This is a genomic window from Prevotella histicola (assembly GCF_055385135.1).
Genome location: NZ_AP043793.1, coordinates 1,197,029 through 1,214,459, shown reverse-complemented (window position 1 = coordinate 1,214,459; position 17,431 = coordinate 1,197,029). Strand labels below are relative to the sequence as shown.

Annotated in this window: 12 protein-coding genes; 8 read left to right on the top strand and 4 right to left on the bottom strand. The window is 41.5% G+C overall.

Annotated features, from left to right (window positions below; translation table 11 throughout):
• Positions 1–43 precede the first annotated feature (43 nt).
• From ACZ48L_RS05055 to ACZ48L_RS05045, 3 genes are all read left to right on the top strand, one after another.
• Complete coding sequence (locus ACZ48L_RS05055) at positions 44–2,644, top strand: thiol protease/hemagglutinin PrtT (RefSeq protein WP_278567203.1); 2,601 nt, start codon at positions 44–46, stop codon at positions 2,642–2,644.
• A gap of 118 nt (positions 2,645–2,762) precedes the next feature.
• Positions 2,763–3,083, top strand: a complete 321-nt coding sequence (locus ACZ48L_RS05050; RefSeq protein ID WP_025791793.1) for a metal-sulfur cluster assembly factor — start codon at positions 2,763–2,765, stop codon at positions 3,081–3,083.
• A gap of 38 nt (positions 3,084–3,121) precedes the next feature.
• Positions 3,122–3,886 carry a UDP-2,3-diacylglucosamine diphosphatase gene (locus ACZ48L_RS05045; RefSeq protein WP_025791795.1) on the top strand — a complete coding sequence of 255 codons (765 nt, stop codon included), beginning with the start codon at positions 3,122–3,124 and terminating at the stop codon, positions 3,884–3,886.
• An 843-nt stretch (positions 3,887–4,729) separates the two neighbouring features.
• Here the strand turns inward: ACZ48L_RS05045 and ACZ48L_RS05040 are convergent.
• On the bottom strand, positions 4,730–5,935 hold the full coding sequence (locus tag ACZ48L_RS05040; RefSeq protein WP_036869398.1) for an acetate kinase: 1,206 nt from the start codon (positions 5,933–5,935) through the stop codon (positions 4,730–4,732).
• A gap of 23 nt (positions 5,936–5,958) precedes the next feature.
• Positions 5,959–7,002 carry a phosphate acetyltransferase gene (gene pta, locus ACZ48L_RS05035; protein WP_025791796.1) on the bottom strand — a complete coding sequence of 348 codons (1,044 nt, stop codon included), beginning with the start codon at positions 7,000–7,002 and terminating at the stop codon, positions 5,959–5,961.
• A 235-nt stretch (positions 7,003–7,237) separates the two neighbouring features.
• Between pta and ACZ48L_RS05030 the strand changes: the two genes are divergently transcribed.
• Positions 7,238–8,983 (top strand): GNAT family N-acetyltransferase, encoded by a 1,746-nt coding sequence (locus ACZ48L_RS05030; RefSeq protein WP_278567202.1) that lies wholly within the window; start codon positions 7,238–7,240, stop codon positions 8,981–8,983.
• Between the two features lie 246 nt (positions 8,984–9,229).
• On the opposite strand, the gene kbl is transcribed toward ACZ48L_RS05030, so the two are convergent.
• The gene (kbl, locus tag ACZ48L_RS05025) at positions 9,230–10,417 is read right to left on the bottom strand and encodes a glycine C-acetyltransferase (protein ID WP_025791797.1); all 1,188 of its coding nucleotides are present in this window, start codon (positions 10,415–10,417) and stop codon (positions 9,230–9,232) included.
• Between the two features lie 185 nt (positions 10,418–10,602).
• On the opposite strand from kbl, the gene ACZ48L_RS05020 reads away from it, so the two are divergent.
• A complete protein-coding gene (locus tag ACZ48L_RS05020) occupies positions 10,603–11,556 on the top strand; it encodes an NAD-dependent epimerase/dehydratase family protein (protein WP_025791798.1) in 954 nt (317 codons plus the stop codon).
• Between the two features lie 702 nt (positions 11,557–12,258).
• Here ACZ48L_RS05020 and ACZ48L_RS05015 read toward each other — a convergent pair.
• Complete coding sequence (locus tag ACZ48L_RS05015) at positions 12,259–13,188, bottom strand: M48 family metallopeptidase (protein ID WP_025791799.1); 930 nt, start codon at positions 13,186–13,188, stop codon at positions 12,259–12,261.
• Positions 13,189–13,554: 366 nt separating this feature from the next.
• Here ACZ48L_RS05015 and ACZ48L_RS05010 point away from each other — a divergent pair, with 366 nt between their 5' ends.
• From ACZ48L_RS05010 to ACZ48L_RS05000, 3 genes are all read left to right on the top strand, one after another.
• The gene (locus ACZ48L_RS05010; RefSeq protein ID WP_008824269.1) at positions 13,555–14,031 is read left to right on the top strand and encodes an arginine repressor; all 477 of its coding nucleotides are present in this window, start codon (positions 13,555–13,557) and stop codon (positions 14,029–14,031) included.
• A 574-nt stretch (positions 14,032–14,605) separates the two neighbouring features.
• Positions 14,606–15,160, top strand: coding sequence for a helix-turn-helix domain-containing protein (locus ACZ48L_RS05005; protein ID WP_008824270.1), 555 nt, complete (start codon positions 14,606–14,608; stop codon positions 15,158–15,160).
• Between the two features lie 53 nt (positions 15,161–15,213).
• Positions 15,214–16,887 (top strand): AMP-binding protein, encoded by a 1,674-nt coding sequence (locus ACZ48L_RS05000; protein WP_025791800.1) that lies wholly within the window; start codon positions 15,214–15,216, stop codon positions 16,885–16,887.
• The last annotated feature ends 544 nt before the right edge of the window (positions 16,888–17,431 follow it).

The window sequence follows — 17,431 nt, the reverse complement described above, 5'->3', positions numbered from 1 at the left end:
ACCTGATATTTTAAGCTTATTACTTTAATTAACGATTAAGAAAATGAATCCTTTTATTGGTAGAATACTTTCAAACAGGGTACTCTCTGTTCTTGTTCTCTTGTGCTTTACAGTTGGAGTCCATGCTGAAAACATAGACTTTAAGACTGCTTTGCACATAGCGAAGGGCTATGTGAAGGTCAGTAAAGAGGATGCAGTACGGACGCGTTCAGCCGTATTGCAGCCTTATTATGTCTTCAATGACGTTAGTGGAAAAGGCTTTGTAATAGTTGCAGGCAATGATAAAATGGGACAAGTGCTGGCATATAGCAATGAAAACTCACTTGATTTGGAACATCTGAACCCAGAAGTTAGGTATTTACTTGGTGCCTATCAGCATGTTTATGATGAGTTAAGAAGCGACAAAAGACTGACAACTCGTGCTGAAACGAAGCCTATTACAACCGATTATGTGGCACCTTTGATAAAAACTCATTGGGGTCAGGACTATCCATACAGTAAGTTTACACAGTACATGACGGGTTGTGTGGCTACGGCAGTAGCCCAAATCATGCGTTATCATCAGTGGCCTGCACAGGGAAAAGGGACAGAAAGCTACACGGTAACATTCGATCATACAGTTCGATCGGCTGATTTCACAAAGTCAAACTACGACTGGAAGCACATGGTGGATGATTATTCACATGCCAAGACATCATCTCAAGAGCAAGATGCTGTTGCTAAATTGATGTATGATGTAGGTGTTGCAACCAATATGCAATACACTTCTAAGGCGAGTGGAGCACAGAGTTACATGGCAGAACGGGCTCTCCGCAATCATTTTGATTATGATGCAGCACTCGTGGAGAGGGCCAATGAAGGTGTAAGTCACTTTGTTGAACTTGTTAAAAAGGAGCTTCGTAACGGCTTCCCTCTTTACATTTCCGGTGAGGCAAAGGGTGGTTATGGTGCCCATGCATGGGTTTGTGATGGCTATGACAAGGCAGATTTGTTCCATATGAACTTTGGTTGGGATGGCCAGGCGGATGGTTTTTATTCACTCGCAGCCCTGAATATCACTTCAACAGGTAAAGAGTTCGGTGGCAGTTCATTGGGATTCAACCGTAAACTCCATGTTATTGCCATCCATCCTAACAAGCCTGGAGTACCTAAGATAGATGCGGATATTGCGTACGGAGCACCAAATCTGTGTTTTAACTTTGATGGTGAGATGGCTTTTGTTGGTTCTATTCCAAGTCGATTGGCTGACAACTTACATCTGAGATACGGTCATTTCGTCAATCAAAGTAATGAAAATTTTGTTGGAGATGTCGGGATTGGAGTCTATGATGAGGCTGACCAACTGATAAAAACTTTCCCTTATGCTCATCATGGAAGGGCTATCTTTACCAAAGATTGCTTCAAGATGAACAACGGTGAGATGTTGCCGGGAAACTTAATGGATAAGGATGTCGTCATAACGCTTGACCTTTCAGCATTGCCCAATGGTACTTATACTTTGTCACCAATAGCTGTACGCCAGCTGGAAGAGGGTAGTTTAGGGTCATGGGCACGTATGAAGAAGGCACCACGCATGGTAATGCAGGTTGAGAATGGAAAGGTTTCCTTCTTGGAAATGCCGTCAAAAGAGCCAACTTATCAGCTTGTCTCTGCTCCAGTGTTCGATAAGAAGCTGCGTATAGGTGAGCAAAATAGTGTCCAATTACTTATTCGTAAATTGGATGCACAGCCCTTTGACGGTGTAGTGAAGTTGGAAATGCTCAATAGTAAGGGGGATACTGCCTATACATCACAGACAGAGACAGCTATAGACTTTGATATTTTTGCTACGACAAAGGTCAGAATTCCGTTTAATCTGCCATTAACAACAGCACCAGGAAGCTATACTTTACGTGTAACAATCGTCGAGGAAGGCAATAAAGATACTTGTTTGGTGCTCAATCGCCCCACACAGACACCCTATACAATTGATGTTGAGGCAGGGAAAGGGCTGAATATCTTTGGTCAGATAGTTACTTATGTGCAGGACGGAGACGAAGCAAGCATGCCTGGTGAGGGTATAGACGTTGGCTTAAATGCTACTTTCAGGGTGAATTGTTTTGCCTTTCTTGCAGATAAAGCACAATATAAAGGTGATTTAAGACTATACCTCATAGACCCACAGACCGATAAACGCATACCTTTAATGCGGCGACCAAAGAAGGTAAACATCACAGGGAGTGGTGCAGAATGTAATGTTACGAGTGACTGGCTCAATGCTAAGAACTTGCAAATCATCAACAATCGTCGTTATCGTGTGGCTCTGATAGGTGCTGTGGAAGGTGAAGAAGTCGACTTTACGACTACTATTCCCAACCCATTGTATGTCTCTGTTGTTAATGGTCCTTATAATTCAGACGCTGATATAGTATCAAATGGTATAAAAGGCATTATCCCTTCTGACGCAATCAAGCGGACGGGAGGTGTCTTAGAAGTACAGTTAGCCAATCTGAAGAGCGTATCTGTCTATACATTAAACGGTATATTGATAGCAAATCAGCATGTTGATGCAACCAATAGGATACAAGTGACGCTGCAGAAGGGCACATATATCGTGCGATTGGTAATGAATGATGGCTCTGTTCGTGCTGTAATCATGCGATAGTAGTAGGCTTTGTGCGCCTGGGAACAGTAAGTTGTATACCTTTCTATACACAATTATTGTTAGAATTGTATTTAATTATTATCTTTGCATGCAACATATTATAAACAAAGTATTCATTATGACACAAGAAGAGATAACAAAAATAGAAGAGAAGATAGTCGATGTACTGAAGACAGTATATGACCCTGAGATCCCCGTGAACATCTATGACCTCGGAATGATTTATAAAATAGATGTTGATGACAAGGGAAACCTTGATATGGATATGACCTTTACCGCTCCTTCTTGCCCTGCAGCAGACTTCATTCTTGAGGATGTTCGCACAAAAGTGGAGAGTGTTGAAGGTGTGAAGAGTGCCAATATCAACCTTGTTTTTGAACCCGCTTGGGACCAAAGTATGATGTCTGAAGAGGCAAGAGTTGAACTGGGGTTTGAGTAACTGACGTAGATTATTATCATGAAATAGAACTTCGGAGTATGAAAAATGTATATTTCCTTTCCGACGCACACCTTGGTTCGCTGGCAATAGCTCATCGGAGAACGCAAGAACGCAGACTTGTACGCTTCTTAGACAGTATCAAACACAAGGCATCAGCAGTGTATCTGCTGGGTGATATGTTCGATTTCTGGGATGAATACAAGTATGTTGTGCCAAAAGGCTTTACCCGTTTCTTGGGTAAGGTGTCTGAGTTGACGGATATGGGGGTGGAAGTTCATTTCTTCACAGGTAACCATGATCTTTGGACTTATGGCTATTTGGAGGAGGAATGTGGTGTCATCCTGCATCGTAAACCAGTAACGATGGAGATATACGGTAAGGTTTTCTATCTTGCACATGGTGACGGATTAGGTGATCCTGATCCGATGTTCCAATTCCTACGTAAGGTTTTTCATAATCGGGTTTGTCAGCGATTGCTCAATTTTTTTCATCCTTGGTGGGGAATGCAGTTGGGACTTAACTGGGCAAAAAAGAGCCGTCTGAAGCGCGCTGATGGTAAGGAGATGCCGTATTTGGGCGAGGATAAGGAGTATCTTGTGCGTTACACAAAAGACTATATGCGGTCTCATAAGGATATAGATTACTATATTTACGGGCACAGACATATAGAACTCGACCTCACACTGTCTGGTAAGGTACGCATGTTGATACTTGGAGACTGGATATGGCAGTTCACTTATGCTGTTTTTGACGGTGAACACATGTTCTTGGAAGAGTACATTGAGGGAGAAAGTAAGCCTTAAGAAAGATAAAATCTATAGTTTTATGGGCGAAAAAGCATGTTTTTACATACAAAAACTCATTTTAACTAAAAAGTATTTGTGGTTTAAAAAAGTACCATTATCTTTGCAACGTCTTTTGAAAACGGTCTCTTTCATTCTCTGACAAGGAGATGAATAAGGTGCAGTACAAAGGAAATCAGAGAGTAAATTTCGTTTAGAAATAAAAATAAACTCAGGTTTGTAGATTAAGTTTAGTCAAAAGAAAGGTAGTTGTCGTGAGACAACTACCTTTCGCTTTTTTGTCTTGTGTGGTCTGTAAGTGTGGATGATTGCTTGTTGGTGTGGGATGATTGCGGACTGATAGACAAGCTGTCCTTCTGTAAAACTTTATGTATTCTATTCTGCATTGATAGGATAAGGGAATGGGAAAATATTCCTTTATTGTACAATAAATTTACTCTTAGATTTCAATACATGCCTTTTTGCATTGTAAAAGACGCCCTTTTGCAATGTAAAAGGGCATCTTTTACACCTCAAAAGGGCGTCTTTTGCAACGTAAAAGGGCACCTTTTACGAGCCTATCTGTAACCATTTGATAATCTTATGGTTACAAAGTCAGTTTTAAGGGCATAGGGATTGAATTTTGATTCAGATAGTTTTCTTTTATGTAAAGTCTTTTCTTAGATAAGGAAATGTCTCCTTTCAGTCCTTCAATGTGTTCGTCGTGCTTACTTATTTCTACCACTTAGTAATCAGGGAAGGTGTCAATCGAATAAAAAAAAGGCGCAGAGCTTATTGGAAAGCCTGCGCCATTATGATTCTGTTTAGGTGTGGTTCTGTTTATATCTATACCACTTTCACCTCTTATTTCTTCAGTTCTCTGACGAGATCTTGGGTGTCGCGTGCAATAACAATCTCTTCATCAGTAGGTACAAGCACAACCTTTACCTTTGAATCGTCTGTTGAAAGGATCTGTTCTACGCCACGAGCCTTGTTGCGTTCCTTGTCAAGCTTGATGCCAAAGAACTCCATGTCCTCGCAAACATCCCAACGCAGACCAGTCTGGTTCTCACCAACACCAGCAGTCCAGACGATGATGTCAACACCATTCATGGCTGCTGCATAGGCGCCAATGTACTTCTTGATGCGGTAAGCGTACATCTGTAAAGCCAGATGAGCAAGCTCATTACCCTCGAGATCAGCATTCTCAATGTCACGCATGTCCGAGCTAATACCCGTAATACCCAACACTCCGCTCTCTTTATTGAGGAAATCTGCCATCTCCTGTGGCTTCTTTCCGAGCTTTTCCATCAGATATGTAACGGCAGAAGGGTCTATATCGCCAGAGCGTGAGCCCATCATCAGACCTGCCAATGGGGTCAATCCCATAGAAGTATCAATGACCTTGCCATTCTTGATGGCTGCCATTGAAGCACCGTTACCGATATGACAGGTGATAATCTTCTGTGTTTTGATGTCTACGCCCAGCATCTCACATACGCGATGTGACACGTATCTGTGACTTGTTCCGTGGAAACCATAACGGCGAACATGATACTTCTTGTACAAATCATAAGGAACTGCATAAAGATATGCGTAGTCTGGCATTGTACTGTGGAAGGCATTGTCGAACACAACCACCTGTGGTGTGTGTGGCATCAGTGCATCTACAGCACGCAAACCACGTAGGTGACCAGCATTATGGACTGGTGCAAGGTCGATAAGGCTCTCTATTCCCTTCTCAACTTCCTCTGTTACGATGCAGCTTTTCTCAAAGAGATCACCACCTTGGACCACTCTATGGCCTACAGCATCAATCTCATCAAGGCTCTTTAACGCCCCAATCTTAGGGTCGAGGAGTACTTTGAATACCAATGCTACGCCTTCTTTGTGAGTAGGAAGGTCTTCCATGATTTGTACTTTCTCACCATTATTGAGCTTAACCTTAATGAAAGCTTCATCAAGACCAATACGTTCAACGATTCCCTGAGCCAATACTGACTCATCCTTCATGTCGTATAGCTTGTACTTAATGGAACTACTACCGCAGTTCAGAACTAATATCTTCATATAAAGAGTTATGTTATTCTTAATTATTTCTTTGCATCTTGCGCCTGGCAGGCAGTGATTGCTACCATATAATAGATGTCATCAACACAGCAACCACGTGATAAATCATTCACAGGACGTGCTATACCCTGAAGAATAGGGCCTATAGCTTTTGCTCCACCAAGACGTTCTATGAGTTTATAGCCGATGTTTCCAACTTCAAGGTTAGGTACAACAAGGACGTTAGCCTTACCTGCGATGTCAGAGTTAGGTGCTTTCTTTGCTGCAACAGCAGGAACGAGAGCAGCGTCAGACTGTAGTTCACCATCTACTTTCAGGTTAGGGAACTTTTCTTTTGCTATCTTTGTCGCCTCAATAACCTTATCGATGACGTATACACTCTTACCCGTTTCCTTGTCTATTGCGTCCTTTGCAGATCCTTTTGTTGAGTAACTCAGGATGGCAACCTTAGGATCTTGGAAGCCAGCAACACTCTTTGCAGTCTCAGCAGTGGTGTAAGCGATTTGTGCAAGTTGGTCAGCTGTAGGGTTAGGGGTCACAGCTACGTCACCCATTACTACTATACCGTTCTCTCCGTATTGTGCTTCGTGGGTGAGAATGAGCATTGCACCACTCACACAAGTGATGCCTGGAGCACACTTAATGATCTGTAATGCAGGGCGAAGGGTGTCTCCTGTTGTTGAAAGAGCACCTGAAATCTGACCGTCAGCACCATCAGTCTTGATGATCATACAGCCTAAGTACAGGTTATTCTTAGTAACAAGTTCGCGTGCTTGTTCAATGGTCATACCCTTCTTCTTGCGTAGTTCAGCCAGTTTTTCTGCATATTCTTCGCTCTTAGGGTTGTTCTCTGGGTCAACAATGGTAGCCTTGTCAATGTTCTTAAGCCCCCATTCAGTGGCGAGCTTATGTATGTTGGCGGGGTTGCCAATGAGGATCAGATTGGCGATATCATCTGCCAGAACCCTATCGGCAGCCTTAAGTGTACGCTCCTCTTCGGCCTCGGGGAGCACGATACGTTGCTTGTCGGCTTTCGCACGTGCAACGATTTGCTCTAATAAATCCATAGTTTTTATTCAAATATTATTGTTCGTTTCGGATAAGTCTTAATAAAGATTGCAAGGATTAGCTCTTGTTCGTAAAGTAACTATCACTGTTTCATGCAGTCTATCCTCTGCAAAGATATATAAATAAAGTCATAATGCCAAACTTGGTTGTCGTTTTTACCACAAAAAAGCAATGTACTTTGGTTGTCTGAATAAATCTGATTATATTTGCAATTATAACAAATTTGTATATACAATGATTAAGTTTCACGATGTAAAAACGACTGATCGTGAGTTGGTACAAAGCTATACACTGTGTAGTGACAGGCAAAATTGTGATTTAAGCTTTGCAAATATCATCTCATGGAGGTTCTTATACAATACCCAAATAGCTGAAGTTGATGGCTTTCTTGTCTTCCGTTTCTATATTGGACACCATCTTGCGTATATGGCACCAGTATGGAAAGGGGAATGGAACGAGCTGATGAGCGAGCCATTTGCTAAGGTTGTACGACAAATGCGGGATGATTCTATCACGTTGGGACACCCTTTTCTAATGTTAGGAGTGTGTACAAACATGGTGGAAATACTTGAAAGTATCTTCCCAGATACATTCTATATAAAGCCAGACCGTGACTACTTCGACTATATTTACACACGGGAGAAGCTCGCAACGTTGGCTGGAAAGAAGCTGCAAAGTAAACGAAATCATTGTAATAGGTTCCGGAAGACCTATCCAAACTATGAATATCGGCCTCTGACAAAGGATATGATACCTGAATGTTTGGCTGTGGAAGCTAACTGGAGGACCGTTACGAAGGAGGATAACAACGAGGAAGAGGAACTCTCAGAAGAGCTTCGTTCCATGACACGTGTCTTTGAATTGTGGGATGAAGTTGGTGCTTTGGGTGGTACTATATGGGTAGATGGTAAGCTGATAGCCTTTACTTTTGGCTGTCCCATTACGAATCGAACCTTTGATGTGTGTGTTGAGAAGGCTGATACAGCCTATGAAGGAGCCTTCTCTATCATCAATCAAGAGTTTGCAATGCATCTTCCCGAGCAGTATGAGTACATGAATAGGGAAGAAGACCTTGGCTTAGAAGGGCTGCGTTATGCTAAACTATCTTATAAACCAGACATTCTTTTAGAGAAAAACGTTGTTATGGAGAAGCTTCCTCTTGCCCAAGAGGAGAATCAAGAACGTATAAAAGAGGAAACAATCAGCCTTTGGAGAGATACTTTTCATGACCCGGAAGCTTTTATTGAGTTGTATTTCTCACGTGTGTTCAAGCCAGAATACAACGTTACTTGTCAGTTGAATCAGCATACAGTAGCGGCTTTACAGACACTTCCTTACCAACTGAAATATTATAATAAGGAGGTAAAGACTGCCTATATCAGTGGTGTTAGCGTGCGTGAAGAGTACCGAAAGCAGAATTTAGGGGCTGGTCTTATGTCGCAGGCACACTTCCGTTTGTATCATAAAGACGTTGTTTTTGCAACGCTTATACCTGCTGAAGAGTGGTTGTATGACTGGTATGCACGTTGTGGATATACCCAACATATAACTTGTACACCACCTCCTGCGGATGTAGATGCCATGGATTTTGATACTTTTGACCGTTGGCAACGCTCAAAACCATGTATCGTGTTACATGATAAAGAAGGGTTTGATATTGTAAAGGAGGACTTTCGTATTGCACAAGCTATTGACCCAGATGCAAAACGACAGCAAAATGACATTCCTTCTATGATCCGTATCATCAATGCAGAGATGGCTTTGACACTCTATGCAGGGTGCCATCCAGAGAAAGAAGAAAACATTCGGGTTTACAATGACTCTGATATTCCGATGAATAATATCTACTTCTGCATTAAAAAAGGAAAGGTAACACGTACGAATTATCCTTTACCTGATACACGTTCTTTGACAATTCAGGAGCTGGCTGATTACATTTTTGCAGATGACACACTGTTAATGACACTGATGTTAAACTGATATGCAGTCGGTATAAGCTTCAAAGTATTAGAGTATTGACGGTTAATGACACAGATATCAAACTGATATACAGTAATAATACATAACCCAAAGAGCCATATCCTACTCTTATGAAGAGTTAAGATATGGCTCTTTTATATGTTGAAAAACAGTGTTAGAGGTTATTATAAAAGCTTCTTTTGATTGTATTCAGACTTGGAAGCCATCCTTCTCTACCCCTGTTTTTATCTTATCATGAAAGCTTTCTTACTTCAAAACACCAAGTTCTTTACCAATCTTGATGAATGCTGCGATACATTTATCAAGCTGTTCCCTTGTGTGTCCAGCTGATATCTGTACACGAATGCGGGCCTGTCCTTTTGGAACAACAGGATAATAGAATCCTGTAACATATATTCCTTCATCAAGAAGTTTGGCTGCATAAACCTGAGAAAGCTTGGCATCATAGAGCATTACTGCACAGATAGCACTCTGTGTAGGCTTGATGTCAAATCCAGCAGCTATCATCTGGTCACGGAAGTAGTTGACATTCTCAACAAGTTGGTCATGAAGTTCGTTGCTTTCCTTCAGCATTTTGAATACTTCAAGACTGGCACCTATGATGCAAGGGGCAAGTGAATTGGAGAATAAATAAGGACGACTACGCTGGCGTAACATGTCGATAATCTCCTTCCGACCTGTTGTAAAGCCACCTAATGCACCACCGAATGCCTTTCCTAAGGTACCTGTATAGATGTCAACACGCCCGTAAGTGTTGCATAGTTCACTCACTCCGTGCCCTGTAGCACCAACAACTCCAGCAGAATGGGACTCGTCTACCATGACAAGAGCATCATATTTCTCTGCTAAATCACATATCTTATCAATAGGAGCAACATTACCATCCATAGAGAAAACACCATCAGTAACGATGATGCGGAAGCGTTGTTCCTGTGCTTCTTGTAGGCAATGTTCAAGCTCATTCATGTCTGCATTGGCATAACGGTACCTCTTTGCCTTGCAAAGACGTACACCATCAATGATTGATGCATGGTTCAAGGAATCAGAGATAATGGCATCCTGATCCGTGAATAAAGGTTCGAAAACACCGCCATTAGCATCAAAGCAAGCTGCATAGAGAATGGTATCCTCGGTTTTAAAGTACTCGGAGATAGCGGCTTCTAGCTCTTTGTGTGCGTCTTGTGTACCACATATAAACCGCACGGACGACATTCCGAAGCCTCGTTTATCCATCATTTTCTTCGCTCCTTCGATGAGTCGGGGATGATTGGATAGTCCTAAATAGTTGTTTGCACAGAAGTTCAGTACTTCTTTTCCCTTTACTTCAATTGCTGCACGCTGTGGACTCTCAATGATTCTTTCCTCTTTATAGAGTCCAGCTTCCTTTATCTCTGCCAATTCTTTGCAAAGATGGTCTTTCATCTTATTGTACATAACATTAGATTTTTTAATGTTTATCGGTAGCAAAGTAAGGTATAAATATTGAGATAAAGGAGTTTTTATACTTGTTTTTTGCATTATGTGCGAGTATTTTTATTATTTTTAAGATTAGTATACCATACTTAGTCAAAAAAATATGCTTACTTTGCAGTCTTGTAAACATATACTTAAAGATATTTATGAAAAATGTTTTGGTTATTGGTTCCACAGGGCAAATAGGCTCAGAACTCACTCGTGAATTGCGAAAACGTTATGGAAATGATAACATTGTAGCTGGTTTTATTAAAGGGGCTGAGCCTACTGGAGAGCTGAAAGAGACTGGTCCTGCTGCGGAAGCGGATGTGACTAACCCTGAGATGATTGCTAATGTGGTGAAAAAACACAATGTTGATACCATCTATAATCTGGCAGCTTTGCTATCAGTTGTAGCTGAAAACAAGCCTCGGTTGGCGTGGAAGATTGGCGTAGATGGTCTTTGGAACATCTTGGAAGTAGCACGAGAAAACGGCTGTGCAGTGTTCACACCGAGTTCTATCGGGTCTTTCGGACCAAGTACTCCACGTGTGCTGACTCCTCAAGATACTGTGCAACGCCCTGGAACTATCTATGGCGTATCAAAGGTAACGACAGAGTTACTCAGTGATTATTACTTCAAAAAGTATGGCGTAGATACACGTTCAGTTCGTTTCCCTGGTCTTATTTCGTATGTAACACCTCCGGGTGGCGGTACAACAGACTATGCTGTGGACATCTATTATGCAGCTGTTCGCGGTGAAGAGTTTGTCTGTCCGATTAAGAAAGGCACGTTGATGGATATGATGTATATGCCAGATGGCTTGCATGCAGCTATCTCTTTGATGGAGGCAGACCCTTCTCGACTGAAGCATCGTAATGGTTTCAACATCGCTTCTATGAGCTTTGACCCTGAAAAGATTTATCAAACCATCAAGCGTTATAAACCAGATTTCAAGATGGTTTATGATGTTGACCCTCTTAAACAAGGTATTGCTGATAGCTGGCCTGATTGCCTTGACGATAGTGCAGCACGTGAAGAGTGGGATTGGTGTCCACAGTTTGATTTGGATTCTATGACGGTTGACATGCTGAAGAACCTTGAAAAGAAGCTGAAATAAGGTTTTGTGGGATTCCTGTGTGTTTTGTTTGATGCGGGAAGAAGCATTGTAAACTGACATTATAGTACGACAAAAGATAGAAGAGAGGTTGTTGCCACATTGGTAACAACCTCTCTTTGTTTCTATCATTGTGTGTATTTCTTCTGGTATGATAGGCGAGAAATAAGGTTGATGTCTTATAGACGGGCTGTGAGTTGGCTAATATCTTTGTTCAGAGTGGTACTAAGAGAGGATTGTTTGAATACTGTTCCCATGCATACGACGTATATATATAATAAAGTGTAAAGCGATGTCGGGATGGGTGAAAAAGGAGGTGTTGTGGGTGGTAAAATAATCTTACAAGTGGCAGGGCATGATGAACTCGAAAAAGAAAGAAATGCTTCTATTTTCACTTTTGTAACTAATAGGTTCTCAATGAGTTACAGATAGGCTCGTAAAAGGGCGTCTTTTGTATTGTAAAAGGGCACCTTTTACACCTCAAAAGGGCATCTTTTACCATGCAAAAGGGCATCTTTTGGAATTCAAAAGATGCCCTTTCAGAAATCAATAGGGAATTTATCTTACAAAAGAGTAGTATTAACTGTTATACAAAGTCCCGTGAACTATTCTTTTTCTATGTATGAATTATTTCCCCGATGTGTCTCCTTATATATATAAGGTGTAGCTGTAATGTTACTCCACCCGTATCAATCATACCTGTGTTTATCTTCTTCTGCCTTTAGCTGCAGGTCTTTTGCCAGCTGGTTTCTTACCTGTTGACTTCCTTGCAGTGCTCTGTTTGCTTGTTGCTTGCTTGGTTGTCACAGGCTCTTCAGGCAGAATCTTCTCTGGCATCTTGTTCTCTGGGCGCTCAAAACCGTCTTTTGTAGCACGCTTACTCATGGTCTTGATACGCTTGTCAAGGTCTGGATGTGATGAGAACATACGCTGCCACTTGCTGTCTTTCTTGATACCTTGATCCTCTTCCAGCTTCTTCAGCTTTTCAAAAGACAGTGCTATCGCCCATGGGTTCTTACCGTTTTCCTTCAGAAAATCATATCCATAGGCATCAGCTTGACTCTCTTGTTTCTGGGAATAAGTGGCGTTGAGCAATGATTCTCCAAGCTCTCCAAGTTGTGAATCAGTAAGTGCAGCAGCTTTTCCGTTGCTTGCTGCGAGTCCATCCTTCAGTGCTGAGGTAAGTAAAGCAGTACGGAATCGCTTCTTAGAGTCCTTGTGTGCAACGTGTCCAATCTCATGTCCTATAACGCCTAAGAGCTCTTCGTCGGTCATCATATCCATCAAAGAAGAGAACACACGTACGCTACCATCAGGACAAGCGAAGGCGTTAACGTCTGTGACATAGTACACCTTGAAGTTCAAAGGTATTCCTTCAACGTTTGTTAAGCCTTGAGTTAGTTTGTTCAGACGCTTTGTATAAGGGCTTCTGGCATCACAAACCTTGTTGTTCTTGTCCATCCAAGCTATGTATTCTCTTACATAGTTTGCCATGTCTGCATCTGATAATGTGATGGCTTTGGCTGCTTTTACAGCACCGCCTGCAGCTTTACCGATATTAAACTGAGCCTTCATTGGTGTTACTCCGGCGAAGAGTAAAGTAGCTATACATACACCGTAGAGTTTCTTTTTCATAAGAATTTTTTAGTTTATGAGTGTTAATTTAGTGCAAATATACACATCTTATTTCATATAATCATATGTTAACGTGTTCTTTTTTTAAAAAGATATGCGGGAAGAAAGATGGTGGTGTAGAACTTTATGGGTACATGATTGATGGGGCTGTTGACTGTCAATCCGTTTCTTTTATTGGACTGTAAGAGTGTATTATGTCATGAGTATCGCGGCAATAGAGTATGTTTTTAATTGTTTATAAGTACTGTATAAATATACTATAGTGTATGATATAATTAAATTATTTGTGCATATTTGTTTAGTTTTGTTTGCTTTTATAATATAAAATATATAATTTTGTAGTCTATAACGTATAAAGATTCGTTTATGAAGGTAAAGAATAGTAGACTTGAAGCATTGAAAATGCTGATTTCCAGCATGGAGTTGAGTTCCCAAGAGGAAGTATTGCGGGTTTTGGAACAGGAGGGTTTCAAGCTGACACAGGCTACATTGAGCCGTGATCTGAAGCAACTGAAAGTGGCTAAGGCTGCATCTATGAATGGAAAATACGTTTATGTGTTGCCTAATGAAACCATGTATAAACGTGTGACGACCCCAAGAAAGGCCACGGAGATGCTACAAAGGAGTGGCTATATCTCTGTAAATATCTCGGGACAGCTTGCTATTGTGAAGACAAGACCGGGCTATGCCAGTGCACTTGCGTATGATATAGACAACTCGGAGGCTGATTGTGTGTTGGGAACGATAGCTGGTGACGACACAATCTTTGTGGCTGTGCGTGAAGGTTCAAGCCGAGGACAGATCTTGGAAGCCCTTTCTTATGTTATTCCAGAGCTTGGATAACAACTGATACCTTTGTATATCTGTTGGTGAAGTAGGGAAGATGGTTTAAGAAAAAGGCTGTGATTGAAATGAGAGTGGCGGTCTTTTGTTGTTCAACTGTGTGATATGTCGACAACATTCTATAGACTGTCACGGCTGCGACGAGGGTTCTAACCGTCACGTTTGGGTATAGCCTTTTTTCTGTATTTGTATCTTTTGTCGCACCGGAGGGTACAGATTGTAATATAGGGGGTATCTTTTTATTATACGAAAGGGTGCCTTTTATAATATAAAGAGGTGTCTATAGAATTGCTGAGGTAAGTTTCTTTTTACCTAATTGGATGTTGGTTACATTTTATTCTATATTGTTATGGCAATAGACAATGACTCTTATCTTGTGAGAAGGTAATGTGTTTGGAGTCAGTTTTATGCCATGTGTGATGGTAGATAACCAAAGAATGAAATGCACACATAGTGAAAGTTTGTATATAAAAAGCTCTATTTATTCGATAGAAAACTAAAAAGCTAACACTTTTTTGTGATGAATAGGAGGCAATTAAGTATTTTTGTAGGAAATAAATAATAGGTATTTGGTATGGAAGAGGCAATAAAGCAGATAGGTGAACGGCTGAAAGGATTACGTGAAGCGTTGGATATTCCAACAAAAGAGATAGCTGATCTGTGTGGAATCAGCGAAGAACAATATCTGGAAATGGAGTCAGGTGAAAGTGAATTGTCGGTCAGTAACCTGCAAAAGATATCCCGTAAGTATGGTATAGCATTAGATGTTCTGATGTTTGGAGAGGAACCTCACATGTGTTCTTACTTCCTTACACGTAGTGGAACAGGGATGAGTGTTGAGCGACAAAAGGCATATAAGTATCAGAGTCTGGCTGGTGGATTCCGTGGAAGGAAAGCTGATCCTTTCATTGTTATCGTAGAACCAAAGCCTGCTGATGCTCCATTGGAGACCAATACACACATGGGGCAGGAGTTTGACATGGTGTGGGAAGGTCGATTGGAGCTGACAATAGGTGGGAAGAAGCTGATTCTTGAACCTGGAGACAGCATCTATTTTGATGCAAACCAGCCACATGGCATGCGTGCTTTGGATGGTAAGGCTGTCCGATTCCTTGCAATTATCTTTTAAGTTGCAGGCTAACTTTATTTCAAACAACTCCCTTTAACTTCAGAATAACAATAATGATAGAACGTTTTTTAAAGCAGACTCACTTTACTTCGGAGGAAGATTATCGTGAACATCTGCACTTTATAGTACCCGAGAACTTTAATTTCGCTTATGATGTCATGGACGAATGGGCGAAAACAGCACCCGATAAGGTTGCTCTGTTGTGGACTAGTGAACGCGGTGAGGAGGTGAAAACAACCTTTCTTCAGTTCAAAGAAGAGACCGATCGCACTGCAGCTTACTTCCTAAGCCTTGGTATTGGGCGTGGAGATAAGGTCATGCTGATTCTGAAAAGACATTATCAGTGGTGGCTTTCTATGATGGCTTTGTGTAAGATTGGGGCTGTTGCCATCCCTGCAACACACATGTTGACGGCGAATGACATCGTCTATCGCAATCAGAGAGCATCTGTTAAGGCTATCATTTGCGCCAATGATGAATATATCACCACGCAGATTACAAAGGCAATGGCTGATAGTCCAACGGTTGAAGTGCGTGTTGCTGTCAATTCTTTGGCACAAAAGGACCGTGAAGTACCTGAAGGTTTCCATGATTGGTACGCTGAATGGGACAAGGCACCAGCCTTTGTGCGTCCTGAAATGGTCAATACGAATGATGATACGATGCTGATGTATTTCACCAGTGGTACCAGTGGAGAACCTAAGATGGTTGCCCATGACTATCTATATGCCCTTGGTCACCTGATAACAGGTGTCTATTGGCACAATCTTGATGAGCATAGTATTCATCTAACGGTGGCTGATACGGGCTGGGGAAAAGCCGTTTGGGGGAAATTATATGGTCAATGGTTTGCTGGAGCAACTGTATTTGTCTTTGATCATGAGAAGTTTACGGCAGAAAAGATAATGCGTGTGATGGAGAAGTATCATGTCACTTCTTTCTGTGCACCACCTACTATCTATCGTTTCATGATACAGGAGGATTTCAAGAAATATGATCTCAGTGCTTTAAGATATTGTACTACGGCTGGAGAAGCGCTTGAACCGGCTGTTTTCCAACGGTTTTACCAGCTGACAGGTATAAAGATGATGGAAGGATTCGGGCAGACTGAAACCTGTATGACGCTCGGGACGTTCCCATGGATTGAGCCTAAGCCGGGCAGTATGGGGAAGCCTAATCCGCAATACGATGTGAAACTGTTGAGACCTGATGGCTCTGAGTGTGAAGATGGAGAGAAAGGTGAGATCTGTATAGACACCTCTAAGGGTAAACCTCTTGGTCTTTTTAAGGGTTATTATCGTGATCCTGAGTTGACAGAGAAGGCTTGGCATGACAATTTGTACTATACTGGTGACCTCGCATGGCGTGATGAAGATGGCTATTACTGGTTTGTTGGACGTGCTGATGATGTCATCAAGAGTTCTGGTTACCGTATAGGGCCTTTCGAAGTAGAGAGTGCTATGATGACACACCCCGCAGTTGTGGAGTGTGCAGTGACTGGTGTACCGGATGAAGTGAGAGGTATGGTTGTGAAAGCTACGGTCGTTCTTGCCAATGAATGGAAGGAAAAGGCTGGTGACGCTTTGATAAAAGAGCTTCAGAACCACGTAAAGCGTGTGACGGCTCCTTATAAATATCCTCGTGTTATTGAGTTTGTTGATGAACTTCCGAAGACTATTTCAGGTAAGATTCGCCGTGTAGAAATTCGTGAAAGGGATAAGAAATAGGCATAAGATTTAGTCATACACAGTAGGGGAGGGTAACAAAGGCAGCTTATGTGTACCTCAATGCTTCTCTGATTTATGCTGATGTCACTGACAAATCATGGATATCCTATGTGTTATCTGGCTGCACGTCGTGAATGATTGTCCATTCTGAAACCATGGATGGGTGCTATAGCAGTCTTATTCTTGTGATTGCTAAATGAGCAATACCTGCTGAGATGGTTTCGAAGCGAGTGTTTGAAGCAGTTTGAAGTAGCTGTAGGATTGAGGTGTAGAATACTCTTTTTGATAGTAATGAAATATAATTACAATATTTCGCGACTAAAAAATGAGAATCAGAAGAAATCCTTCTTTTTTCAGTTTTGTAACTAATTGAAACGTAGTAAGTTATAAAACGTGTTTTAAAAGACGCCCTTTTACGTTGCAAAAGGGCGTCTTTTGCAACGTAAAAGGGCATCTTTTATCATGCAAAAGGGCACCTTTTACAATGCAAAAGGTGCCCTTTTAAGATTGAGATGTGATTTTTTCTTACATTATTTCATGTGTT